Genomic DNA, 25,215 nt, shown 5'->3' with positions numbered 1-25,215 from the left:
GATGAAATTTAATTATTTACATAAATTATTATTAGTTCCTTTTTCATTTTTGTTATGTTCTTGCGGAGACGAACCTATTCCAAAACCCAATTGCCAACTAAGTTTAGAATATCCTAGCGCTTCTTACGATAAGTTGGCTTCAAAATGTAATTTTGAATTTGATGTAAATACACTTTCTGAAGTTTCTTTTAAAGAAAATTGTGCATTAGAGGTGAATTATTCAAAAATGAAAGCCACTCTTTATTTAACCTATAAGCCTGTAGATAATAATATCGAAAAGTTATTACGTGACGCTCAAAAGTTAACATACGAACACGTTATTAAAGCAGACGACATAATTGAGCAGCCTTTTGTGAATTCAGACACGAAAGTTTATGGAATGTTTTATGAAGTAGGAGGAAATGCAGCAACAAACATTCAGTTTTATGTTACAGATAGTACTAAGAACTTTATAACGGGTAGTTTGTATTTCTATTCAAAACCAAACTTCGATTCTATACTTCCAGCTGCAAATTATATCAAAGCAGATGTTAGAAAAATTATGGAAACAATGAAATGGAAATAAAAAAAATCCCGCTTTTTGGCGGGATTTTTTTTATCTAATAAGTTTAAGAACTAAATATTTTCTTTAGTTACTTTGTAAGTACCTCCGCCAGCAACAGCTTCGACTGTTTTAATAAGAGAGTTTTTGTTTTGTTTCGTTTCGTCAAAAGAAACTGTAGCTTTTTTGTTTTCAAAATCTACCTTAGCTTCTTTAACTCCTTCTAAGTTTGCTAATTTGCTTTCAATTGTTTTTGCACAACCCATTTCACAAGTCATTCCTTCAATAGTGAAACTTTCTGTTTTAAGGCTTGCTGTGCTTTCAGGTGCAGCTATTGTGTCTGTTGTGGTTTCTGTCGGTGTAATTTCGTTGTTGTCAATCGCTTCGTCCTTACAGCTTAATAACAGTATTGATGCAAAAACGACAAACATAAAGTTTTTTAAATTTTTCATCTTATTTTTCATTTAAATTGAGGTCTGTTAAATTATTAGTGCAAAATTACTAAAAAAAGGGCGTGTTATTTAAAAATAAAGTGTGAATTTTGGCTTCATAAACGATCAAAATGGAAAGTAAAAACACAAAATGGTATTTATTATTTTTTCTAGGAGCTGTGTGGGGGAGTTCATTTTTACTTATGAAGTTAGGTTTAAGAGGAATGAATTCTATTCAAATGGGAAGTTTGAGAATTTTATTTGCTGCTGTATTTTTAATTATTATTGGACATAAACATTTGCCTAAAATTCCATTGCATAAGTGGAAATATATTGCTATCACTTCTTTATTTGGAACATTCTTGCCAGTTTATTTATTCGCAATTGCTTTGTCTAAAATTGATAGTTCTGTAAGTTCTATTTTAAACTCTCTAACTCCTTTAATGACTTTGATCATGGGAATGTTGTTTTTTAAAATTGATACTCAAAGAAGACAAATATTTGGTGTTTTAATTGGGTTTGTTGGCTGTGTGTTATTGGTGTTGTTTGGAGATGGTGGCAACACAACCGAAAATTATTATTATGCTTTTTTAATTGTTTTAGCCTCTTTGTTTTATGGTATTAATGTGAATCTAATTAAAAAATATCTGTCAGATTTAAAACCACTAACCATTAGTACAGGTAATTTTACCATTATGGCAATTCCAGCATTGATTGTTTTGTTTTTTTCAGGATTTTTTGAAATTGCAGACCAAACTATTGTGCAAAACTCACTGATTTATATTGCTATTTTAGGAGTTGTAGGAACAGGGCTTTCAAATATTCTGTTTTTTAAATTAATTCAAATTTCGTCACCTGTTTTTGCGTCATCTGTTACGTACATAATTCCTATTGTTGCCATTATTTTAGGCTATTTTGTAATGAATGAAACGCTTAATTCTATTCAAGGAATTGGGGCTTTAATTGTTCTAATTGGTGTTTATTTTTCGAGTAAAAAATAAAAAAAGCGCTCAATTTCTTGAGCGCTTTTAAAAAGTTATATGTTTTTATTATTTGAAATCAGCATCTGTAACTCCTTCGTTAATTTTAACTTCAGAAGTAATTAATTCTAATTCAATACCTACATTCATTTTAGTGATGTAAGGGAATTTAATTCCTTTAACATCTTTATAATCTTCATAGTAAGTTGTTTGAGTCATTTTTTGACCCCCTTGCTCTAGTTCTTTAGATTCAGCAACTTTTAACCCGCTAACAAGATCATAGAAATAAGTTGTTTTACCGCTCTTAATTGCATAAGCATCTTTGCCATTCATAGTTTCAATTCCAGACAAAGTAACTTCTTTGCTTGTAAGTAACTTTAATTCCTTAAAAGTCCCTGTAGCATCTTGCATCTCTTTTAAATCATCGCCAGTAAAGTCTTTTCTTTGACCTTGTTGAACCATGTAAGCTTCTTTTTCATTAACTACTTGTTTCATCATTGTCATTCCCATAGCTTTCATTTCTACAGATAATTTGTTAGATGATGTTTTAAGCGTCATTTCTAATGGTGTTCCTTGAACTTCTCCATTTGAAAAGACAGCAATTGTTTTTACGCTTTTTAATGCTTTTTCACCACCAATAGCATCAATGTGCTTTTTGATAACTGATTGAGCTGTTACGCCAGCAGGAATTTCTTTCTTAACTTCAGGTTTTTGAGTAGAGTTACCAAATTTATCAAAATAGAAAATTGGCAGTTTTTTGTCTTTACTTAATTGTTCTAAACCTGGAAGTACATCTGCAGCTTTACCAACAATAACTACTCTAGTATTGCTGTCTAAAAAGTATTTTTTTGCAGCATTTTGAATGTCTTGAGCGGTAACAGCATTAATGTTTTTAATGTAGTTTTCGTAAAAATCAGCAGGTAATCCTTGAGTTTCTTTGTTTAAAGCATAACGAGCAACTGTTTCTGGTTTTTCAATTTGCATAACAAAGTTCCCGATGTATTTTGATTTTGCGTTTTGTAAATCTTCTGCAGAAACTAATTCAGTTCTAATTTTCTTTAATTCATTGAAAATTTCAACAACAGCACTATCTGTAACTGTGTTTCTTACTGAAGCACTTGATTTAAATTTTCCAATATATTTTCCTGAAGCTAATGAAGAATATGAACCGTATGTCCAACCGTGTTTTTCACGTAAGTTTAAAAACAATCTTCCTTCACCACCACCACCAAGGATTTGATTTGCTAAAATTGCAGCAAAGTAATCTTTGTCAGTCATTTTTAACTTAGAAAGGTTTACTAATGAAACTTCAGATTGCACAGCATTTGATGCATCAATAAAATTAATTCTACTGTATTGAACGTCTAAAGGATCTGAGTAACTTAATTGTGGAGCAGTTGCTTTTTTCCAGCTTCCAAATAAGTCTTCAACTTCTTTCTTAATTGTTTTAAAGTTTACATCACCAACAATTACTAAATAAGCATTTCCAGGAACGTAATAAGTATTGTAGTTTAACTGAACATCAGCTAGACTTACGTTTTTTAACGTTTCTTCTGATGTGTATTCACCATTATAATGACTCTTTCCATATGTTAAAATGCTTTCAACTCTACTAGCAATAGCTGTAACACTCTTTTCATTAGATTTTATTCCTTCAATGATTTGCGCTTTTGCTTTGTCGAATTCTTCTTGACTAAACGTAGGGTTAATAACTCCGTCAGACATTAATTCTAATATTCTCTTCGAATATCTAGATAAACCAGAAGCATAAGCTCCACTTGCAGAATAATTAATACGTGCTCCTAAAAAGTCTACTTCTTCATTGAAATCATCTTTTGATATTTTTTCAGTTCCACTACCTAATAAAGAACTTAATAAATCAGAAACACCTTTTTTATCTCCTTCAGCATATGGAGGATTATCAAGTGTTAAACTATAAGTTATTCTAGGAAGTTTTGAATTTTCTACAACTAAAACTTTAAGTCCGTTTTTCAAGGTAAAACTTTGAGGTTTTTTAATGTTAACCGTTGGAGAAGGTCCTGATTTTGGTTGCTTTCTATCTTGTGCTTGCATCGTTATTGTTAAAAATAAACAGGCTGCTATATAAACTATTTTTTTCATAATAAATTTCTTAGTTTTTCGCTTTTTCTGCAGTTGGTACATAATCTAAAATCATTCTTTGGTTTGAATTTAAATATTTGTTTGCTACTTCTTTAATTTCTTCTCTTGTAATTGAACGGTAAATTTCAATTTCAGTATTAATTAAATTAATATCGCCATAAAGTAAGTAGTATGTTGCTAAATTATCAGCGATACCTTCAACATTTGCGTTGTTGTTTACATATTGACTTTCAAATTTATTTTGCAGCTTTTGATAATCTTTTTCAGAAATTAATTCTGTTTGCATTTTTAAAATTTCTGCGTCAATTTCTTTTAGCATATCTGCTGTTGTATTTGTTCCCATTGGTAAACCATAAATGAAATACAAACTGTGGTCTTCTTGGCTGTAGTTGAAAGCTCCAATTTGTAAAGCCATTTTCTTTTCGTCAACCATATTTTTGTAAAGTTTTGAACTTTTTCCGTCTGATAAATAAGAAGAAACCATGTCTAAAACTCTAGCATCTCTTGTTTTCATTGATGGAGTTCTGTATGAAGCAACAAGCATTGGGATTTGAATGTTTGGATCTTCCCATGAAGCTTTAAATTCTTTTGTAATTGGTTCTTCTTCCGCTTTTGTTCTAGTTACCGGAGTTCCTTTTGGAATAGCGCCAAAATATTTCTTAATCCATTCTTTAGCTTGTGCTTTATCGAACTGACCTGCTAAAACTAAAACTGCATTATTAGGAATGTAGAATTTTTTATTAAATGCTGTAAACTCTTCTAAAGTTGCAGCGTCTAAATGTTCCATTTCACCAATGGTTGTCCATCTGTATGGATGGTTTTTAAACATATTTTGTTTAACCGCCTTAATTAGGTTTCCGTATGGTTGATTGTCAACACGTAATCTTTTTTCTTCTTTTACAACTTCGTTTTGAGTATCAACTCCAATTTGATTTATTACAGGGTGCATTAGTCTTTCAGACTCCATCCACAATGCTAATTCAAGATTGTTTGATGGAAATATCTCATAATAATACGTTCTGTCATCTGTAGTGTTTGCATTGTTTTGACCGCCATTAGCAGTTACAATTTTAAACCACTCACCGCGTTCAATGTTTTTTGTTCCTTCGAATAATAAATGTTCGAAAAAGTGAGCAAAGCCTGTTCTGTTTGGTTGTTCGTCTTTTGCACCTACATGATACATTACCGATGTAATTACAACTGGGGCTGAATTATCTTGATGTAAAACAACATGAAGTCCATTGTCTAAATCAAACTCTTCAAATTCCACTTTTTGTGCATTAGCAGAAGCGCTAATAAATAGAGCTGTACTTAAAGCCATTAAAGATTTTTTCATAAATTAATTATTGTTTAATATTCTTCTATAGATAAATAAGACGTAAATTTAAGATATTGTTACATGTTTGCTTTACTTTTTTTAGATTTAAAAATATTTATAAGGATATAATTGTTTGATATAATTATTGTTGTATATTTGCAAACTTGAAAAATTAACTAAATACACATTTGTTATGTATGCAATCGTAGAGATAGCAGGGCAACAATTTAAAGTAAGCAAAGACCTTAAGGTTTATGTGCACCGTTTAGCTGAACAAGAAGGAGACAAAGTTTCTTTCGACAAAGTTCTTATGTTAGACGACAATGGCACTGTAACTATAGGCGCCCCAGCTATAGATGGAGCTTCAGTTGAAGCAAAAATCTTAAAACACTTAAAAGGAGACAAAGTAATTGTCTTCAAAAAGAAAAGAAGAAAAGGTTACAAAGTTAAGAATGGTCACAGACAGTCTTTAACTCAAATTGTAATTGAAGGAATTCAATCTTCTGGAGCAACTAAAAAAGCTGCCCCTAAGAAAGAAGCTGCTCCTAAAAAAGCTGCAACTGAAGAAGTAGAAGCTCCTAAGAAAAAAGCTGCCCCTAAAAAAGCTGCCGCTAAAGCTGCAACTGATGAAGTAGAAGCTCCTAAGAAAAAAGCTGTAAAAGCTAAAAAAGAAGATACTCAAGAATAATAACTTAAAAACTTAAACATCATGGCTCACAAAAAAGGTGTCGGTAGTTCGAAGAATGGTAGAGAATCAGAATCGAAACGTTTAGGCGTAAAGATTTATGGTGGCCAAGCAGCAATTGCTGGAAATATCATTGTAAGACAAAGAGGTTCTAAGCATAATCCAGGTGAAAATGTTTACATGGGTAAGGATCATACTTTGCATGCAAAAGTTGATGGAGTTGTACAATTCCAAAAGAAAAAAGATAATAAATCTTTTGTTTCTATTACTCCATTTGAGGCGTAATATTGACTTATGTATATAAAAAATGCCTCTCAATTTATTGAGAGGCATTTTTATTTTTAATGAAGCAAAAAAACTTTATTAAAAAGCAAATAAATATTTTATAATAGCTAACTATTATATATATTTGCAGTCTCAAAATCATATCAGCGGGTATGGTGAAATTGGTAGACACGCCAGACTTAGGATCTGGTGCCGCAAGGTGTGAAGGTTCGAGTCCTTTTACCCGCACTTAATTAAACGCAATTACTTAATTTATAGGTAGTTGCGTTTTTCTTTATAACACATTTGCCCAACCATTGCCCCACGATTAAGAAAACACCCCTTTTATTGGTCTAAAAACAGTCTTTTTTTATTGATTTAAAAACAGTGCTCTTTTTATTGATTTAAAGACTTCCTTTTTATTGATTCGAAAACAGTCTTTGTTCTAAACAATAAAATCGAAACTATACGCGCGCGTAGTTGTTAGATAACCTCAACTCTTGCGTATGCGCGTAATGGTCGGATAAAAGTTATGTTCAAACACGTGAATAGATAGGGATATAATTTGATTATTCAAGTTTGAATAAAGTTTGATTAATCAATAGAATACAATAATTGATTTTATTACAATATTTTTCAACAGTAAGTTAAAATAAATATATGCGGAATTTTGTTTAAAGTGTTTACTTGTTTTAAGATTTGAAAATTTTAAATAAAATAATTTTTATTTTGTAATTCCATTTTCAATAAGTTTTTCTAAATATTTTTCAGCAGATAGTGGACAATTAACCAAGTCAACAAAATCATTTTTAGAAATTTGACATTGTTTAGCCATTTGGATTATTAGGTAATTATCAATTTCTTTTTTACTTCCGTGACTTAATTTAGTATAGGCGATAAGTTTACCGTTGTGGTGATATTCCAAGTATTTATGGTCAACACTTCTATTTGTATTGTCTGTAAAACCTTTTTTAATTAAGTTTTTTAGTATTTTTTTCTTATCTAATGTCATTTATTTAACTTCTTTTACAAAACTATTAATGAAGTTTTTAATTCTTACGAATTTTTCTGATAACTCATTGTCATTTAGGTTATTTAATCTTTGGTATAGAAAATCAAACTCTTCGTTAAAATTTATTTCAGCCTCATCTTGAGTTTCTCCAGTTCCAATTAAATCTAAAATTTCATTTTCTATTAGATAATAATTTTCAATTTTCTCAAACAAACATCTTAAAGGGTGGTGTAAAATGTATTGTTTGTTGTTTACGTTAATGATTTCAGGCGAATATGAAAGTGAGTGATGATTAGGTAAAATAACTTCTTTAATCTTATTTGTTATTTTTTCCCCTCTCTTTATGATACTTATTGTTGCAAATGCATTTTTTTCTTCTTTTTCTATTTCAGAATTAATTTTATTTACTTCAACAATTAAATTTTTCTTTACTGATGGTTTGAAAGGTTTAGGTTTGAAGGATTTATTCTCAAAATCATCTTTTTCAAAAATACTTACAGGGGAATTTTTAAAACTTGTTGTGAACCCGTATAAACTTTCCACGATATCATTTCGTCTAGCATATTCGGGATATAAATCTTTCAAATCATAGTAAGTACCTTTGTCTGAAACGTTTAGTAAAATATTTAGTTTTTTTGAAACTTCTTTACGTTGTTCACTATAATCTGAATTGATTAATGTTTGAACTCTTTGAGTTAATGCAAAAGTTGGTATTGCGCTACCTTTTTGAAAATCTGTCAATTCTAATTTAAAGTTGTTTAAATCAATACTTTCATTTACAGGCAGGTCATTTTTGGCAATAGTTAAAATTAATTCTTGTAAAGTTTCGGCGATTTTAATAAGTGAGTCAATCGACAATGTTTGGTATCTACCTAACTCTCCTTCTATTTTTAAACTTATACCTTTATTTAAGTCAATTTCCATAGTCCAAATGTAATCAAATTTATGATTATGATTCAAATATTTTGATGAATTTAACCAAACTTTAATCAAATAGGTTTGTTAAAGTCTGTAACCCTGTTTTGATTATTAAAAGCAATATTACGCCCCATATTAACAAACTAAATAGTTTTAATATAAATGTTGGTATAAATCTTAATTTAGGGTGTGTGTATTCTAGTTCTTCTTCTAGTTCTTCGTACAAGTTTAAAGGTGTTTTTTTGATTTTGTGCAATAGTAATTTAATCATAATTCAAAAATACTATAAGTTGAAATACGATAATAAATTTATTTGTTGAGGTTGATAAATTTTTATTTGTTTAGTTTTTCCGTTGCTCTTTTTGTTTCTAATATTGTGCGCAATTTCTTTTATTTGAGTTTCAAAATCTGAATTAAACCAACGTTTAGATAAGTAATTTCTTTTGATTTGTTTGTAAATCTTTTTATCTGTTTTGTAGTAGTACTTTAAACCAGTATGCGACAACAAAATACTATTGTCTTTTTGCATTGATATATTAACCTTTGTAACCTTGCAAATATTATTGTTTATTGTGTTTGTGGTTTGATTGTGGGGTGTATGAATTGACTTTATATATAAAGTGTCAAAACTTGCACCCTCTTGACTTAAAAAGGTAATTTTATTTCTCATTATTTCGGTTATTTGACTTTGTACTTTGTCCGAATTATTAGAGGTTAAATCTTTTAATATTCCTTTGTGTTTATAGTAGTTAGTTTTTGAATTACTTTCGATCAATTTGCACCAGTATAAAGGGTTTTTGTAGTTGTTTATTCTGTTGCTATTTGAAACAATTGTATTGTCATAAAATAAAACGTTTTCCCATTCAGTTATAAGTTCTTTTTCAAAGTATTTAAACCCCATTTTTGCAATATCGTTTAAGTTGAAAACCCCTAATTTATTAAGGCGTTCCATTTTAGTATATTTAATTTCAAAACGTAATATTTCGGTATTGATTTTAAACCCTTTTGATTTATAATGTAGCGCCTTATTGTAGATTTTTATAATATATTGCGAGTGTTGGCATTGTTTATATTTTCCCTCATCTGAATTAATTCTATATTCAAAGTTTCTTGTTTTGTGTAGGAAACAATACTCTAATATTTGGTTTGTTGGTTTTGGAGGTGTTATGTTTATTCCTATTTCTAAACACCTTAAAATACAATTGTTTAAGTCTATGCTAAACTTTTGTTTTAAGTCGTTTAAAACGCCTAAAAATGCACTAAAATTAAAGTCATTGTAGTTGTGTGCGCCCGAATTATTGTATTTGTGTAAACTTCCATTTATTGTGATAGTTCCATTCTCAAATATTTTAAATTCTAAACTATTATAAAAGGCGTTTTTATATGGTGTTATCTTTTGCCCTTTGTGGTTTGTTGTTTTGATTTCTCCAGTACTTAAATTGATGTTGTCGTAAAAATCCAATAGGGGATTTGCCTCTAAAATAGAGGGGTGTAAATCCTTAACTAATATTTTTATGAAGTCAATCAAAAGTGTATATTTGTAAATAGTTTTTGTATGCCTATGAAAACGAACATTGAACAAATAGGGGAACGTGAACAATTCCCCTTTTTTTGTCCTTTAATGTTAGTTTAATAGTTTAAAATAATGTTTTGAAGTATTCCGTTGTGTTTCGGATAAAAACCCCTATAAAAGTCAATTATTAGGGTTTTACGGTCTTTTGAAAACTGAAATACTAAAAGGTGTTTTGTATTTACTTTGTTTTCTTTTTTTGTTATTCTATCCCCGTAAAATAAACCCTCTTTTTGTGTTGGTCTTAATCCTGTAATTTTATCGGATTTGCTCCAGCTCGTTGCGGTTCTTAAACGTAAATATTCTTTTATGTTTGTTGCGTTTGATTTTCCGTTAAAAATTTCAATTCTTAACGTTTCGGTTAATTGGTTGGTTTTGTCAACCTCAACTAAATCATAAATAGAATAACTTTTTAATTCTTTACTTACTTTGTAAGTGTGTCGAATAAACTCGGGTGTGTTTTTAGTGCCTACGAACATAACATTAAACGTTTAAAGGTTGTAAACTTTGTTCAATGTCCGAGCGCAAAAAGTAAACTCTTGCACCAAGTCCGAGCGGTTTTAATTTACCACTTTTGCACCAGTTGTGAATTGTAGAAATATCTACATTAAACATTTTTGCAACCTCTTGACGTGTTAAATACTCGTTTGGTTGTTTAGGTTTAAAATGTTTTAAAAACCCTTCTAATTGTTTTTGAATACCCTCGTTAATTTGATTTTGTAAATCTTGCGGGGTCGTCTGAATAAATTGAATTGTACTCATATCGAAATATTTTGTTGTTAATACTTCGGCAAAGATTTCAATTCGGTTGTACTGCTGTAAGTACGAGTTTGTACTTTTTGCGGTACAAAGTTATTTTTGTGTTTTAAACCAGTCTAATGCATTTGAATAATGTTTAAGTCTGTCGGGGTTTTCAATTTGATAAGTTTGTTTGATTTGTCCTAAATCTTCATTATCATAGTTATTAAAAAACCATTCTTTAAAACGCTCGGGGCGTTGGTGTATATATTGTGGTGTATTGTTGTGCATCGACCAATAAAAAAAATGAATATCACTTAAACGCCCTCTTTTTGTTTTTACATATTCTTTTAAAATATGTTCAAATAAAACAAAACCATTATTTGAAAATATGTTTTCGTGTTTTTGTGCATTACTATTTATACTTAATAAATCATTTAAAAAATTTATTTTTTTTGATTTTGAATTAATGAAAATATCTTTTATATCGTTGTTCCAAATAGTATTGTTTTCATTTAAACTATAATAATGATTAATCAATTCAATTTCATTTTTTACAAAATCATTTCTCTCACAATCTATATATTTTAAATTGTAATTTTTAAATCTTTGTTCAAAATTATCTACATAGGTTTTAAAACTACAATACTCAAAATGAATTGAATTTTCAAAACTAAAAGTATATAGTTTATTAAATCTATAATTACATAAATTAATAATCATTGGTGTAAAATCTTTATCAAATTCTCTATTTGAAATTGAATTGTTTACTTCTGCAGAAAGTGAATACAACTCACGTAAACAATCTTCAAATATTTCAATAGTAAGATTTTCATAATCTAATTTCGGTCTATTAATTGCCATTTCTTACCAATTTTAAAGTTGGTTCTTTGTCTTTGTTTATTTGCTCGTAAAACTGCATAAAAAGGTCTGCATTTGCGTCTTTGTCCTCGCGTCTGTTTATGTATTTTAAAAACATACTTTCTTTACTATGCCCCGTTGTATTTATTAAAATTGGGGTTGGTATAATTTTATAATAATTTGATGCAAAAGAACGTCTAAAAGAGTGTGATGCAATTAACTCAAATTTTGGATAAAATCCTAAAACCATTCTATTTGTTTCGGGGTTTAATTTTTTGCCTTTTACAACCTCATCAATTCCCGAAAGTTTACAAATTATTTTTACATAGTTGTTTAGTTTTTGATGAGGTATTTTAATTGGGAATTGATTTTTAATTATGTCAATTGCAAAGGGTTCAATCACTCCAATTGTAACATCTTTATTTGTTTTTTCTTGTATAACATCTAAATAAATACTTTCGCCTTTATATCGAATATTATCTTCTGTTATTTTAAGTAAATCCCCGCCACGTTGCCCAATTTCACAACCTAACAAAATCCAATTTCTTGCGTTAATCAATTCCTTTGGTGCTATTAAAATATCTTTTGTTAGTTTAGGATTTTCTTTTTTAAATTTTTCAAGTTTTTTAACATCTGTAAAATCGTAATTTTTTATTTGCTCCAGCTCTTTAAATGATAATGTTTGTATATATCGTTCGTTATCACTTTCTCTAAAATGCTGAATGTTTTTTGAATATGTAGAAACTTTGATTTCGTTTTTTTCCGCATCAATACAAATGGTTTTTAACATTTCTAATTGTTTGCCCGCGTAATTGGTTGAATAGTTTTTTGCATTGATTAACCAATTTGTATATCTATCTACAAAGGGTTTTGTGATTTCTACAAAATGGATTTGTTTTTTTATTTTTATTTGATATTCTAAAATGATGTTTTTGAAAATATTGTAGTTTTTAATTGTGTTCTTACTTAAACCAATTTTATAACCTCCATTGGTTTTGACTTTGCGAGTGTTTGCGTTGTCTATGATATATTGAATGTGGTTAATTAAGACGTTGTTGTCGGTTGTTTCTACCCTATCAAAACACGATTTAATTTTGTCCTCTAACCAATATTTATCAATAAGTACATTGTTTGCTAAATCCTCGTTTAGATTGTCTAAAATATAACTGTCTAACTTCTTTAAGTTACTACTTAAAAGTTTGTTTGTTGGGTTGTTTTGTTTGGGTAAGTTGTTTGATTCGCTCCAGTCGTTTGGATTTATAGAAAACCCTGTATTTTGTTCGAGGGATAAACTTCGACCATTGGAAACACGAATTTTTATTGATACGTTTTTATTTGCCTTACTACGTATTCTATACTGAATTGATGCCATTTTGTATGATTTGAACATTGAACATAACAAAAATAATGTTTTTTTTATTGTGTTTTACATATTTGCCCAACTATTGCCCAACAATTTTACTGTTTCATTCTATTTCATTCTATTTTATTCTATTGTTATAATTTTATGTATGTTTGTGTAAGTATCGAATTTAAAAGAGTTATTTGATATTTTTATAGTGTTTAGATTGATTATAAAGAAACTTAAAATTGTACTGCATAGAGTGAAGGTTCGAGTCCTTTTACCCGCACAGAAAGAACCTCTAACTATTGTAGTTAGAGGTTTTTTATTTTTATTCCTTCTTGTGTTTTAAAAAATACGTAAATACTATATTTGTTAAAATAACGTTATGAGTTTTAATTAGTGAAGTTTTACTATTTTACACATTAGTAATTAAATAATGCCACAAGGGATTAATAGTGTCCTAATCTAATAAAAAATATGAAAAAAATATTATTTATGATTCTAACTTTTTTATTAATTTCTTGCTTTAATAACAAGGAGGATTTAAAAAAAGACTTGTCAAACAATAATGAAGATGACTTAAAAGTAGTTTTATTGACTAATGAAGTTGTTTGTATTAAAGATATAAATGATTATGATGTGTATCATACTAATTTATATGATAGTTTATCAAAAAACGTATTAAATTATAAATTAATTAATAATTCAAATAAAAAGTATTTTGTTGTTTTAAATGAAAACTTTGTAGATGTAATGGAAAATATGTTCTTATCTCATAAAATTATTAAAAACAGAATTGACTCAAGTACAAGGAGTGGAATTTCATTTAATCTTTATAGAAATGATTCTTTAATGAATGGTGCAACCACTTTAACAACTGGTGGAGGTTATGAAACTGATTTAGAATATTATAAATCAAAACGATATAAGGAAATCTATATGGATTCAGTTTTTATTGATAATGTAACTAAAAGAAAATTGTATAGAACAAAGTACCCTTCACTTTTTTTTAGAGATGTTCTAAATAATTCATTTATAATTTATCCTGGAGAAACTAAATATTTTACTTCTATAGTTAATTTACCTTTAAGAAAAGATAATGTGAATTGGATTACTGATATGGGAGAAACTCACCCAAATTTAGCTTCATTTACATTGGTAAATATTTCCAAAAAAACAGAATCAATGTTAAGTGAAAATCAAATAAAAGAAATAGAAGAAAATGGCTATACAATTTTTGATGGAGTAATTGAGTCTAACAAAGTGCCTGTAAAAATGATAACAATGCCAAACAAATAATTTTTTACATCGCTCTCAAAGTATTGCTAAATGTTATTTTATAAGTTGCTACATCTTTTTCATAGTCTTTCCTTAAATAAATGAACTTGTATTTTGTAGCTTTTTTAGGTTCAATTACAACTTCTTGTTTAGAGAAATTATCTGTAATTATTAATATTTTACTGTTTTCAAAACTAAAATAATCAGCTAAATGCGTTTTCAGATTTGTAATAGGGTATTTTGAGTAAACCGTTTTGCTTTCTTGTGTAGCCATTATCTTTTCACCTTTGTATCCTTTGGTTAAAATCAAGACACTTTTAGAGTCTGAAGTTCCGTTTACTTCTTTTAAGAAGACCTTTTTTTGTTGTTCAGAACTGCTTCTAAAATCGTCTCTAACTTCAGTTTTAATAGGACTACACATTATGAATAAACTGGCTAATGCTCCTAAAATAATCTTTTTCATATTTCTTTTTTAAGTGTTCTCTGTATTTAAACGGAATACAATAGAATCTATTATATCTTTGTAAATATAATTCAATTAATATAATTCAATTAATATGATTCAATCTTTTGGGCATCGCGGAGCAAAAGGCTATGTAAGTGAAAATACATTGGCTTCATTTCAAAAAGCATTAGATTTAAATGTTAATGGAATTGAACTTGATGTGCATGTTTGTGCTTCAGGTGAATTAGTAGTCTTTCATGATTTTACTTTAGATAGAATAACCAATGGAAGTGGAGAAATCCATAATTTCTCTTTAGTAGAGTTAAAAAAGCTAAAGGTTGATGGTGTATTTGAAATTTCAACCTTAGAAGAAGTTTTAAATTTGATAAACAAAAAATGTCAGGTTAATATTGAATTGAAAGGGCACGATACAGCAAAGCCAGCAGTGCAAACAATTGAAAAATATATTCAAGAATACAATTGGAAAATGGAAAATTTCATTGTTTCTAGTTTCCAAAGAGACGAACTTTACAAAGTAAGTCAGTTGAATTCAAATATTCCATTAGCGATTTTAACACAAGCAAGTGTGGAACAAGCCGTGGAATGGGCGGAAGAGTTTTCAGCAAAATACATTCATCCTCATTTTTCGTTGTTAACAGAAGACAATTGTAAAATGGCAACCGAAAAAGGATTTAAAATCAATACTTGGACCGTTAATGATGTTGTAGATATTGAACGAATTAAGAATTATAATATAAACGGAATTATTTCCGATTTTCCAGATAGAATATGAACACAAATTTTGATATAATTATTGTAGGTGGTGGTGCGGCTGGTTTTTTTACGGCTATAAATATTGCTGAAAAGAACAAGCATTTAAAAGTTGCCATTTTAGAACGTGGTAAAGAAGTTTTGTCGAAAGTGCGTATTTCTGGTGGTGGAAGATGTAATGTTACGCATGCATGTTTTGTACCAAATGATTTAGTGAAGTTTTATCCACGAGGCGAAAAAGAACTACGTGGACCTTTTCATCATTTTTGTTCTGGAGATACAATTGAGTGGTTCGAAAATCATGGTGTTCCATTAAAAATTGAAGAAGACGGAAGAATGTTTCCTGAATCTAATTCTTCACAAACTATTATTGATTGTTTTACGGATAATGTTCATAAATTAGGCATTCAAGTTTTAACAGGTCAAAGCGTTCAGTCGTTGTTTAAAACCGAAGAGTTTTGGAAAGTAGAAACCAATAAAGAGACGTTTGCATGTAAAAAATTAATTATTTCAGCTGGAAGTAATCCTAAAGTTTGGGAAATGCTTTCAGAACTAGGTCACTCTATAATTCCACCCGTTCCATCGTTGTTTACATTCAACATCAAAGATCCTAGAATTAAAGATTTAATGGGTTTGTCGGCTTTTGCTTCGGTAAAAGTGAAAGGTTCAAAGTTAAGCGCAAGCGGACCTTTGTTAATTACGCATTGGGGAATGAGCGGACCAGGTATTTTAAGGCTTTCTGCATGGGGAGCACGAGAATTAGCCGATAAAAATTACCAATTTGCCCTTTTGGTTAATTGGTTAAACGATGTTGATTTGGAAGAAGCTGTTGATGTTTTGAAAAACCTGAAAGAAGAGCATACAAAAAAGACAATTGTTAAAAAATCGCCTTTTGAATTCCCAAATCGTTTGTGGGAAAGTTTGGTTTTGGCTTCTGGAATTACTCAAGAAACAAAATGGGCGGATTTATCTAAAAAACAACTTACCCAATTAGCAGAACAACTTACAAATGGAGTTTTTCAGGTAAATGGAAAAAGCACCTTTAAAGAAGAATTTGTAACTGCAGGTGGAGTTGATTTAAAAGAAATTAACTTTAAAACGATGGAAAGTAAATTGTTGCCAAACCTGTATTTAGCTGGTGAAGTGTTGAATATTGATGCCATTACTGGCGGGTTTAACTTTCAAAATGCTTGGACAGGCGGCTTTATAATTTCAGAAGCAATTTAATTACCAATTCAATATTAAAATACTAACGGTTAAAATCGTAGCAAAACTTACCCAAACCATATAAGGAATTAATAACATTGCTGCTTTTTTGTCTATTTTTTTGAAAATTAAATACGTTTCAAAAATAACCAATAGTAAAATAACGATTTCAATAGAAGCTAATAAAACATTACTTAGTCCAAAAAATAAATACGACCATAAGGCGTTTAAAGCCAGTTGTACTGTAAAAAACAACAATCCTTTTTTGACTAATTCTCTTTGCTCTGTAATTTTATCCCAAATTAATCCTGCAGAAACTCCCATCATAATGAAAAGTAGTGTCCAAACAGGTGCAAAAACCCAATTTGGCGGATTAAAAACCGGTTTTTCTAAGGTTGGATACCAAGTGGCAATTGAAGATTGAGTAACCAAACTTGAAAGGAAACCAACAGCTAAGCAGATAGCTACTAAATAAGTTATTTTTAAATACTTGTTCATGAAATACTAATTTTGATACAAATTAACGATTATTCCCATAAAAAAATTAATCTAAAATGGTATTTTTGCATAAAATAAACGATTATGTTAACTGAAAAGGATTTTATTGCAACTGATTTTTCTTCTGTTGAAAAAGCAAATTTTAAATGGAGCGCTCCAAGTAATATTGCATTGGTAAAATATTGGGGTAAAAAAGAAAACCAGATTCCTGCAAATCCTTCTATCAGTTTTACGTTGAACAATTGTAAAACGATTACTTCTTTAGCAGTAACTAAGAAAACAGACAATTCTGAAATTACATTCGATTTGTTTTTTGAAGGCAAACCCAAAGAAGATTTTAAACCTAAAATTTTAAAATTCTTTCAAAGAATAGAACAATATTGTCCTTATATAAAAGAATATCATTTTGTAATTGATACCGAGAACACATTTCCACACAGTTCAGGAATTGCGTCTTCCGCTTCTGGAATGGCTGCAATAGCAATGAATATAATGAGTTTGGAAAAGGAAATAAATTCAACAATGACAGATGATTATTTTCATCAAAAAGCTTCTTTTTTAGCCAGACTTGGTTCGGGTAGTGCGTGTAGAAGTGTAAAAGGCGAAGTGGTTATTTGGGGAAAACATGCGGAAACTGAAAATTCTTCAAACTTATTTGGCATTCCTTTTGAAAACTTACACGCTAATTTCAAGAACTATCAAGACACAATTTTGTTAGTCGATAAAGGAGAAAAACAAGTTTCTAGTACTGTAGGTCATGATTTAATGAACGGGCATCCATTTGCTGAACAAAGATTTGAACAAGCACACACTAACTTATCAAAAGTAAAGAGTATTTTGTCTTCTGGAAATATAGAAGAGTTTATTAAAATTATAGAAAGTGAAGCTTTAACTTTACATGCTATGATGATGACTTCGATGCCTTATTTTATTTTGATGAAACCAAATACTTTAGAAATTATTAATAAAATTTGGAGCTTTAGGAATTCAACTCAAGTTCCTGTTTGTTTTACTTTGGACGCTGGTGCAAATGTGCACGTTTTGTATCCGGAGAATGTAAAAGACAAAGTTTTGCAATTTATTAACAATGAATTAGTTGGCTATTGTCAAAACGAGCAGTACATTTGTGACTATATTGGCAGTGGCGCAAAATCAATTTAATTTTGTACATTTACTTTAACTGAATACTAAAGATTATGAAAGGACCATTATTTTATTCTAAAATATTACTTTTTGGTGAATATGGAATTATAGAAGATTCAAAAGGATTATCTATTCCTTATAATTTTTACAAAGGAACTTTAAAGGTTTCTGAAAACCCTTCAAAAGAGGCTATTAAATCTAACGAAAGTTTATCGAGATTTGCATCTTATTTAAGTCAATTGCAAAAAGATAAGCCAGAATTGGTTTCTTTTGATTTAGTTGCTTTAAAAAGCGATGTTGCAAGCGGAATGTATTTTGATTCAAGTATTCCACAAGGATATGGAGTAGGAAGTAGTGGTGCTTTAGTTGCAGCTATGTATGATAAATATGCAACAGATAAAATTACTGTTTTAGAAAATTTAACTAGAGAGAAATTATTAAAATTAAAAACAATTTTTTCTAACATGGAATCTTTTTTCCACGGAAAAAGTTCTGGTTTAGATCCTTTAAATAGTTATCTAAGTTTACCTATATTAATTAATTCAAAAGATAATATTGAGCCAACAGGTATTCCTTCTCAGAGTTTAGATGGAAAAGGAGCTGTTTTCTTAATAGATTCAGGAATTGTTGGCGAAACTGCACCAATGGTTACTCTTTTTATGGAAAGCTTGAAGGACAATGGTTTTCGTAAAATGTTAAAATCACAATTCATAAAATATACAGATAGCTGTGTAGATGATTTTCTACATGGTGATGTTAAATCACTTTTTGCAAATACAAAAAAATTATCTAAAGTTGTTTTAAGTCATTTTAAACCTATGATTCCAGAGCAATTTCACCAAATATGGCAAAAAGGGATTGATACAAACGATTACTATCTTAAACTTTGCGGTTCTGGTGGAGGCGGATATATTTTAGGATTTACACAAGATATTGACAAAGCAAAAGAGTCACTTAAAGACTATAAGTTAGAAGTAGTCTACCAATTTTAGTTTAAATGCTTTCAAGAGAATCTAAATTACTTTTAACTAAAATTTTTAGTTTATTCTCTGTCGTTAGAGGCTATAACGTTTCGGTTGTTGCACTGGCACAATATTTATCGGCAATATTTATTTTAGCAACTAATAGGCGCGCTTTAGACGTTTTATTAGATGTTAAGTTGTTTTTAATAGTAATGGCATCCTCTTTAACTATTGCTTCGGGTTATATTATTAATAATTTTTACGACAGTAAAAAAGATTTAATAAACCGTCCCAGAAAAGCAATGTTGGATAGATTGGTTAGCCAGAGCACCAAATTAAAAGTTTATTTTTCCATAAATTTATTTGTCACTTTTTTGGCAAGTTTTATTTCGTGGAGAGCAGTTTTGTTTTTTTCGACTTATATTTTTATCATTTGGTATTATTCTCACAAATTGAAAAAGTTTCCTTTTATTGGGAATCTTGTGGCAGCTCTTTTAGCAGTTTTGCCCTTTTTCGGAGTGTTAATGTACTATAAGAATTTTTACAGTGTTGTTTTTGCTCATGCAACATTTCTATTTCTGCTTATTCTAATAAGAGAGTTTGTAAAAGATTTAGAGAATATTGAAGGAGATTTAGTTGCTAATTATAAAACTATTCCGGTGCTTTTTGGAGAAGAAGTAGCAAAATATACAATTACATTTTTAACACTTTTGTCTATTGTTCCTGTTTATTTTTTAATAGATGTTTTTGATGTTGGCTACATGGATATTTATTTCTATATAAGTTATTTGGTTCTCATTTTTTTCTTGTTAAAATTATGGAAATCTAAAACAAAACAAGAATTTTTAAAACTTCATTTTCTAATTAAATTTATTATTGTTGCAGGTGTATTTTGTATAGTTTTAATAGAGCCAGAAGTTTTGTTGCACGGAAAAAAATTGATATCCACATATTAGTTATATCTTTGCAAAAAATATACTAAGAAAATGACTCGTCATCAAGGAGATAACAGTAAGAAAAAAGGAACCTCAGCTAGACAAGGTGGAGCTAAAAAACCAAGTACAGCTAGAGGAAATGCGCCGATAAGAAAAACGGCATCAAAATTTGCAACCAAACCAGGAGAGCAAAAAGAATCAAAATCATCTAAATTTGCTACTAAATCAGGTGAGCAAAAAGCACCAAAGGCACCAAAAGAGCCTAAAAATCCAGATGAAATAAGATTAAATAAATACATTTCTAACTCGGGTATGTGTAGCCGTAGAGATGCAGATATTTATATTCAAAGCGGCAATGTTAAGGTAAATGGAGTGTCGGTTACTGAGATGGGCTATAAAGTAAAATTGACTGATGTAGTTCAATTTGATGGTTCTACAGTTACACCTGAAAAGAAAGAATATCTTCTTTTGAATAAACCTAAGAATTTTTCAACAGTAAATGATGACAATAGAGGTGATTCAAATGTATTGGAATTAGTAAAGGGAGCTTCAAAATCTTTTTTACAACCTGTAGGAAGAATGGATAAAACAACAACAGGTTTGTTATTGTTTACTAATGACACAGATATTATTACCAAATTTACTACACCAAACCAAAGATCATCAAAACTATACCAAGTCACTTTAGATAAAAATCTTAAGTATGACGATTTGGAAAAAATTTCAAATGGTTTAACAATTGATGAATTTAGAGTTTACGTTGAAGAAGTTACTTATATTGAAGATCAGCCTAAAAGCGAAATCGGTATAAAAATGAAAACGGCAAATGTTAAGATTGTTCGTAAAATATTTGAACACTTAAAATACAACGTAATTAAATTAGATCGTGTAACTTTTGCAGGGTTAACAAAAAAGAATCTGCCAAGAGGAAATTGGAGATTTTTAACAGAACAAGAAGTTATCAATTTAAAAAATAGTTAAAAAAAAAGACCGAGTTTTTACTCGGTCTTTTTTTATCTTATTAATGAAAAATGTGCTCTAAATATTTTCTCATTATTTTCATAAATATAATTCACGTTAAACCAATAATCGGTTGAAGGAAGCTTTTTGTTATTATAGGTTCCATCCCAACCAGTTCCTGTAGGTGATATTTGTTTGATTAATTTTCCATATCTATCAAAAATTGAAATTATAGATTCAGGATGATCAATTGCCAGATCAAATATATTCCAAGTTTCATTTACCCCATCTCCATTTGGAGTAAAGTATTTAGGGTATTTAATGATTGTTGCTGTTAAAATAAAATCTCCACAATATCCAAAAATATCTCTAACCGTTATTGTGTGTTCCCCAGAACTAACATCGTAGAACTGATTACTGCTTTGGAACTCACCATTGTCTAACTGATAAATATAATTCCCAAATCCAACATCAATATTTACAGTAATGACCGCAACATTTTCAAAGGGCTCACTGATGCTTACAGTCGCAATTGCAGAACTCGATTGTTCTACTAAAACAGTAGTAGGGTTGTAATTGCAATCTGGTGGATTTTCTGCTAAAACTTTTATTGTAACAACATCATAAGTTCCAGCGGTGGTTGCTAAGTAAGTTGGTCCAGTTCCCATAAGCGTTCCGTTTAAATGCCATTCAACAGTAAAATCAGCAGGGCTTAATCCTGAATTTAACAACAAAGGTTGTTCGGTTACACCAGTTACGGCATTTACACAAATAATACCTCCAGGAATAACCAAATCAAGTAAAGGATATATTGTAATTTGAAAATATTCTTCATCATTACAATTAATATTTTCTATTGAAGTAGCATAAACATAAACATCGTATGTGCCTGGTGTATTAAAGGTGTAGTTTGAAGAACTTATCATTCCAACTCCTCCAGTTTGTGTATAATAATTTACATTGAAATTTCCAACGGGCAAAGCAGGTAACGTGTAAGTTCCACAACGTACAATGTTTGAATAACTTGTTAAAGTTGGTGTTTCTGAAACGGTAATAATAAAACTGTCTTCTTGATTGCAAATAATACGATTCCCATTTGTTGCATAAACATAAATAGTAGTTTGTGTATTTGGGGTGTTAAAAACAGTTCCGTTTGGGACAGGATTAACCCCGTTTGGGCTATAATAGTACCCTATGGAATAGTTAAAAGGAGTAGGCGCTTGGTGCGTTAATACGGGTAATGTATAGTTTTCAAATTCACATACAAATACATCTTGATAATCTGGAAGATTATTTCCGCTATAGGTAACTGTAAAAGGCCTGTCTATCTCACAGCCTGTAGAGTTGTCAATATTGTAAATATAAAAAGTATGAGTATAATTAAACGTGTCAGATGGTTGAACTACAACCCCACTTCCATTAGGTCCCCCACTTTCAGTATAAATAGTTCCGTTTGTAGGTGTTGTAATTGAATAAGGATCACACTCTGTTCGACTTAGTACTCCGTCAATAGGAGGGAAGGCATTTAGATTAATTGTAAAATTACTCTCGTTAGTACATGTATTGGCATCAGGCCCATTGAATATGTAATAAGTACCAGGCGGTAAGTTAATTCCAGAAAGGTCTATAACATTGCCTGCGTTTAACATCACTTGTCCGGGTGTTGATGATCCGCCTGGAAGTGTATAATACGTTCCGTTACTAAGAACAGGTAAAATAAATTCTCCACAATAAACTCCACTTGTAATAGTGTCAACTAAAGGAAGTGGATTTATAGTAATATTATAGTTTAGGTTGTCGGTACAATTTGGTAACACAGAAGTTGTTGTGTAATAATAAACCACTTGTGAGGTAGTTATAGGAATTGATGGGTCAATAGGGATTCCTTGTCCGCTAGGTTGATCGAAGTACCCTCCAAATGTAATTGCAGGTAGAGTATAGCTGCCACAAGATGAAATAGAAGTAAATAATGTGGTGTCAACAATATTTACATCAAAAGTGTTTTCGATGCTACAATTTGGATTAGAATTAAAAACAAAAAGCGTTTGAGTTGTTGTAATAACATCACCTGCGAAAAGTTGAGTTCCACTTGCTCCACTACCAGTAAAGTAAAAACCATTTGTTAAAGCAGGTAAAGTAAAGGAATTACAATGTGTTTCGTCCACAGGGTCGTCAATTAAAGGTATAGGGTGGATGTTTATATCAAATTGTTCATCACGACAAGGAAGGCCATTTACTTCAGCATAAAAATAAACAGTTTGTATAATTGTAGCTTGTGTATTATTTGTAAAAGTAGTTCCAATGGGAATTAATGTGCCTGTACCTGTCGGTCCTCCAAAATCAGTATAAAAAGCTCCAATGCCATAAGGAGGGTCTGGGATGATAAACTCTCCACAATTGTCAATTGTTGGTGTGTATTCGTCAACAAAATACAATTGGAAAATGCTTTCATTAGTACAGCCATTTGCGTCTGGTCCCGAAAAAATATAATAGGTGCCGCCAAGGTCAATTAGATCTCCAGCATTATATTGAACTTGCCCTGGAGTAGTCGGTCCCCCAGGTAATAAATAATAAGTCCCATTAGTTATTACAGGTAATGTAAATGAACTACATTCTTGTACATCTGGTATTGTATCAACTATTGGTAAAGGGTTTATTGTAATGTCTATACTTGTAACATCAAAACATGATGAATTGGTTGAATCTTGTATATTTACCCAGTATGTAATGTTGTTTACACCTGTCGGTATTGTTACATTTGGGTTAATTGGATTTGATAAAGATTGCGCTTCTGCTTGTGAATTATAGTAAGTTATGGTGTATGTTCCGGTTTGTCCATTGATTACTTCAACATCATGAATACTTAAGTCATAATTTAAATTATCCTCACAAACAGTTCCAGTAATATTTGTTCCCGCAACAACAGAAGTGGTTACAGTTAAATCAAAATCATAAACAGCGTCACAATAATTACCTGTTGTAGTATTTAAAATTTTTATATAAATAGTTTGCCCTCCGGTACTAGAAAAGTTATTTGGAGTAGTTATAGGAGAGTTACTTGCAATGTCAGCTAAAGATTCAAAATATTCAATGTCATAAATAGCATTGTCAATTCCAAGTAAATTTTCATCATTAATTGTTAAATCATAAAAATATGAAGCGCTTCCGGTATCGCAAGTTGCTAAGTCGATGGGGTTGTTTACAAAAAGATCATTGAAGATAATAGTATCTGTAATAAAACAAGTTCCTTTTCTTATTTCAACTGTATATGTGCCAGGCTGAGTTACATCATAAGATGAATTTGTTTCTCCAGGTATAGGTGTACCATTTAATAGCCATTCATAAGTATAAGTGTTGTCTAGATTTGTGTCTAATGTATAACTATCTCCTGCGCATATAATTTGATCTAGACCTAAATCAAGTGTGGTTTCAAAACTTCCTGCTGCTAAAAATACTGCAGAATCAAAATCCGAGTCATTATAGTCTCCAATAACTAGTCGTATGCGATATGATATGTTTGGAGTTACAGCTGAAGAAGCATTCATTACAACTGTATGACCTCGCATATTTAAAGTTGAAGCAGCTGGATTATTAACATTATATACACCAAAAAAACTTGGGTTTGAAGATAAGCAAGTTTCACCAGGAAAATTATAAATCTGATTTCGTATGTCTTTTACGGTTACCGGTGTTGATGTTCCGGGTATGACAGCAAGATTTGTAGAAGTTCCAGCTGCTATGTCAATTAATTCAAAAGCAAATACATCACTAAAACCACATTGGTATTGTCCATATTCATTTGACGCAAAAAGAAAGTTAAAGCTAAAATTGTTTGACAATGGAATAAAATCAAATTCTAAAAAAGCAACATCTGTAATTCCTGCTGTTTGTCCACTATTATTACTAATAGTCTGTAAAAAAGCATCTCCATTTGTGTTTATTTGAGAACTCAGATTAGTGTTGGTATATAATCCTTGTGTAAAAGATGCTCGACCATTTCTTATTATAATACCCTCTGCAATAGGAAAAGCAGATCCGTTTTGATTGAAATATGCAACAGATTGTGTTGAAGAAACATTGATATTACTCACTTCTGTACACGAGTTTCCTAATAGTAAAGCAACTAAATCTGTAGGAGTGCGACCTGTGTCATCAACTGTAATTGTTTGGGAAAATAGTGTTGATGAGAGTAGTATAATTAAATAGTATATCTTTTTCATAGTAGGATCTTTT

Annotated in this window: 24 protein-coding genes and 1 tRNA gene; 12 read left to right on the top strand and 13 right to left on the bottom strand. The window is 30.1% G+C overall.

Annotated elements, in window-relative coordinates:
• The first annotated feature begins 1 nt into the window (after position 1).
• Entirely contained in the window at positions 2-565 is a 564-nt protein-coding gene (gldD, locus tag UXY25_RS11755; RefSeq protein ID WP_320816218.1) for a gliding motility lipoprotein GldD, read from the top strand.
• Positions 566-615: 50 nt separating this feature from the next.
• Here gldD and UXY25_RS11750 read toward each other — a convergent pair whose 3' ends face one another.
• A complete protein-coding gene (locus UXY25_RS11750) occupies positions 616-993 on the bottom strand; it encodes a heavy metal-associated domain-containing protein (protein WP_320816217.1) in 378 nt (125 codons plus the stop codon).
• Between the two features lie 110 nt (positions 994-1,103).
• Between UXY25_RS11750 and UXY25_RS11745 the strand changes: the two genes are divergently transcribed.
• Positions 1,104-1,973 (top strand): DMT family transporter, encoded by an 870-nt coding sequence (locus tag UXY25_RS11745; protein ID WP_320816216.1) that lies wholly within the window; start codon positions 1,104-1,106, stop codon positions 1,971-1,973.
• A gap of 48 nt (positions 1,974-2,021) precedes the next feature.
• Here UXY25_RS11745 and UXY25_RS11740 read toward each other — a convergent pair whose 3' ends face one another.
• Together UXY25_RS11740 and UXY25_RS11735 are read right to left on the bottom strand one after the other, a co-directional pair.
• Positions 2,022-4,073, bottom strand: a complete 2,052-nt coding sequence (locus UXY25_RS11740; protein ID WP_320816215.1) for a M16 family metallopeptidase — start codon at positions 4,071-4,073, stop codon at positions 2,022-2,024.
• Between the two features lie 10 nt (positions 4,074-4,083).
• A complete protein-coding gene (locus UXY25_RS11735) occupies positions 4,084-5,409 on the bottom strand; it encodes a pitrilysin family protein (protein WP_320816214.1) in 1,326 nt (441 codons plus the stop codon).
• 175 nt (positions 5,410-5,584) lie between these two features.
• Here UXY25_RS11735 and rplU point away from each other — a divergent pair, with 175 nt between their 5' ends.
• The 3 genes from rplU (at position 5,585) to UXY25_RS11720 (ending at position 6,589) form a co-directional block, all read left to right on the top strand.
• Positions 5,585-6,079, top strand: coding sequence for a 50S ribosomal protein L21 (rplU, locus tag UXY25_RS11730; protein WP_320816213.1), 495 nt, complete (start codon positions 5,585-5,587; stop codon positions 6,077-6,079).
• 21 nt (positions 6,080-6,100) lie between these two features.
• Positions 6,101-6,361, top strand: coding sequence for a 50S ribosomal protein L27 (gene rpmA, locus UXY25_RS11725; protein ID WP_320816212.1), 261 nt, complete (start codon positions 6,101-6,103; stop codon positions 6,359-6,361).
• A gap of 146 nt (positions 6,362-6,507) precedes the next feature.
• Positions 6,508-6,589, top strand: a tRNA-Leu gene (locus UXY25_RS11720).
• Positions 6,590-7,064: 475 nt separating this feature from the next.
• Here UXY25_RS11720 and UXY25_RS11715 read toward each other — a convergent pair.
• The 7 genes from UXY25_RS11715 to UXY25_RS11685 form a co-directional block, all read right to left on the bottom strand.
• Complete coding sequence (locus UXY25_RS11715; protein WP_320816211.1) at positions 7,065-7,352, bottom strand: hypothetical protein; 288 nt, start codon at positions 7,350-7,352, stop codon at positions 7,065-7,067.
• Positions 7,353-8,345: a hypothetical protein gene (locus tag UXY25_RS11710; RefSeq protein ID WP_320816210.1), complete on the bottom strand. Its 993-nt coding sequence runs from the start codon at positions 8,343-8,345 to the stop codon at positions 7,353-7,355.
• Between the two features lie 208 nt (positions 8,346-8,553).
• Complete coding sequence (locus UXY25_RS11705) at positions 8,554-9,798, bottom strand: hypothetical protein (RefSeq protein ID WP_320816209.1); 1,245 nt, start codon at positions 9,796-9,798, stop codon at positions 8,554-8,556.
• 101 nt (positions 9,799-9,899) lie between these two features.
• Complete coding sequence (locus UXY25_RS11700; protein WP_320816208.1) at positions 9,900-10,319, bottom strand: hypothetical protein; 420 nt, start codon at positions 10,317-10,319, stop codon at positions 9,900-9,902.
• 4 nt (positions 10,320-10,323) lie between these two features.
• Positions 10,324-10,602 carry a helix-turn-helix domain-containing protein gene (locus UXY25_RS11695; RefSeq protein ID WP_320816207.1) on the bottom strand — a complete coding sequence of 93 codons (279 nt, stop codon included), beginning with the start codon at positions 10,600-10,602 and terminating at the stop codon, positions 10,324-10,326.
• Positions 10,603-10,692: 90 nt separating this feature from the next.
• Positions 10,693-11,442, bottom strand: a complete 750-nt coding sequence (locus UXY25_RS11690) for a hypothetical protein (RefSeq protein WP_320816206.1) — start codon at positions 11,440-11,442, stop codon at positions 10,693-10,695.
• On the bottom strand, positions 11,432-12,811 hold the full coding sequence (locus UXY25_RS11685) for a phage integrase SAM-like domain-containing protein (protein ID WP_320816205.1): 1,380 nt from the start codon (positions 12,809-12,811) through the stop codon (positions 11,432-11,434). The genes UXY25_RS11690 and UXY25_RS11685 overlap by 11 nt, the downstream gene beginning before the upstream one ends.
• A 450-nt stretch (positions 12,812-13,261) precedes the next feature.
• Here UXY25_RS11685 and UXY25_RS11680 point away from each other — a divergent pair, with 450 nt between their 5' ends.
• Positions 13,262-14,083 (top strand): hypothetical protein, encoded by an 822-nt coding sequence (locus UXY25_RS11680; RefSeq protein WP_320816204.1) that lies wholly within the window; start codon positions 13,262-13,264, stop codon positions 14,081-14,083.
• 4 nt (positions 14,084-14,087) lie between these two features.
• Here UXY25_RS11680 and UXY25_RS11675 read toward each other — a convergent pair whose 3' ends face one another.
• Complete coding sequence (locus UXY25_RS11675; RefSeq protein WP_320816203.1) at positions 14,088-14,525, bottom strand: hypothetical protein; 438 nt, start codon at positions 14,523-14,525, stop codon at positions 14,088-14,090.
• A gap of 94 nt (positions 14,526-14,619) precedes the next feature.
• On the opposite strand from UXY25_RS11675, the gene UXY25_RS11670 reads away from it, so the two are divergent.
• Both UXY25_RS11670 and UXY25_RS11665 read left to right on the top strand, forming a co-directional pair.
• Positions 14,620-15,300: a glycerophosphodiester phosphodiesterase gene (locus UXY25_RS11670; protein WP_320816202.1), complete on the top strand. Its 681-nt coding sequence runs from the start codon at positions 14,620-14,622 to the stop codon at positions 15,298-15,300.
• Entirely contained in the window at positions 15,297-16,505 is a 1,209-nt protein-coding gene (locus UXY25_RS11665) for an NAD(P)/FAD-dependent oxidoreductase (protein ID WP_320816201.1), read from the top strand. Before UXY25_RS11670 ends, UXY25_RS11665 begins: the two co-directional genes overlap by 4 nt.
• Here the strand turns inward: UXY25_RS11665 and UXY25_RS11660 are convergent, their stop codons facing one another.
• Positions 16,506-16,982: a TspO/MBR family protein gene (locus UXY25_RS11660; RefSeq protein WP_320816200.1), complete on the bottom strand. Its 477-nt coding sequence runs from the start codon at positions 16,980-16,982 to the stop codon at positions 16,506-16,508.
• 84 nt (positions 16,983-17,066) lie between these two features.
• Here UXY25_RS11660 and UXY25_RS11655 point away from each other — a divergent pair, with 84 nt between their 5' ends.
• Genes UXY25_RS11655 through UXY25_RS11640 form a run of 4 tightly spaced genes read left to right on the top strand, consistent with a single transcriptional unit; the run spans position 17,067 to position 21,003 of the window.
• Complete coding sequence (locus UXY25_RS11655) at positions 17,067-18,143, top strand: diphosphomevalonate decarboxylase (RefSeq protein WP_320816199.1); 1,077 nt, start codon at positions 17,067-17,069, stop codon at positions 18,141-18,143.
• A 35-nt stretch (positions 18,144-18,178) separates the two neighbouring features.
• Positions 18,179-19,117, top strand: a complete 939-nt coding sequence (locus UXY25_RS11650) for a mevalonate kinase (protein ID WP_320816198.1) — start codon at positions 18,179-18,181, stop codon at positions 19,115-19,117.
• A gap of 5 nt (positions 19,118-19,122) precedes the next feature.
• On the top strand, positions 19,123-20,043 hold the full coding sequence (locus UXY25_RS11645) for a geranylgeranylglycerol-phosphate geranylgeranyltransferase (RefSeq protein WP_320816197.1): 921 nt from the start codon (positions 19,123-19,125) through the stop codon (positions 20,041-20,043).
• A 30-nt stretch (positions 20,044-20,073) separates the two neighbouring features.
• The gene (locus UXY25_RS11640; RefSeq protein ID WP_320816196.1) at positions 20,074-21,003 is read left to right on the top strand and encodes a pseudouridine synthase; all 930 of its coding nucleotides are present in this window, start codon (positions 20,074-20,076) and stop codon (positions 21,001-21,003) included.
• 32 nt (positions 21,004-21,035) lie between these two features.
• On the opposite strand, the gene UXY25_RS11635 is transcribed toward UXY25_RS11640, so the two are convergent.
• On the bottom strand, positions 21,036-25,202 hold the full coding sequence (locus tag UXY25_RS11635; protein ID WP_320816195.1) for a choice-of-anchor L domain-containing protein: 4,167 nt from the start codon (positions 25,200-25,202) through the stop codon (positions 21,036-21,038).
• Positions 25,203-25,215: the final 13 nt, after the last annotated feature.

The sequence above is a fragment of the Flavobacterium sp. genome, from assembly GCF_034111225.1.
Taxonomy (GTDB): Bacteria; Bacteroidota; Bacteroidia; order Flavobacteriales; family Flavobacteriaceae; genus Flavobacterium.
This window is presented reverse-complemented; position numbering and strand designations above follow the sequence as displayed.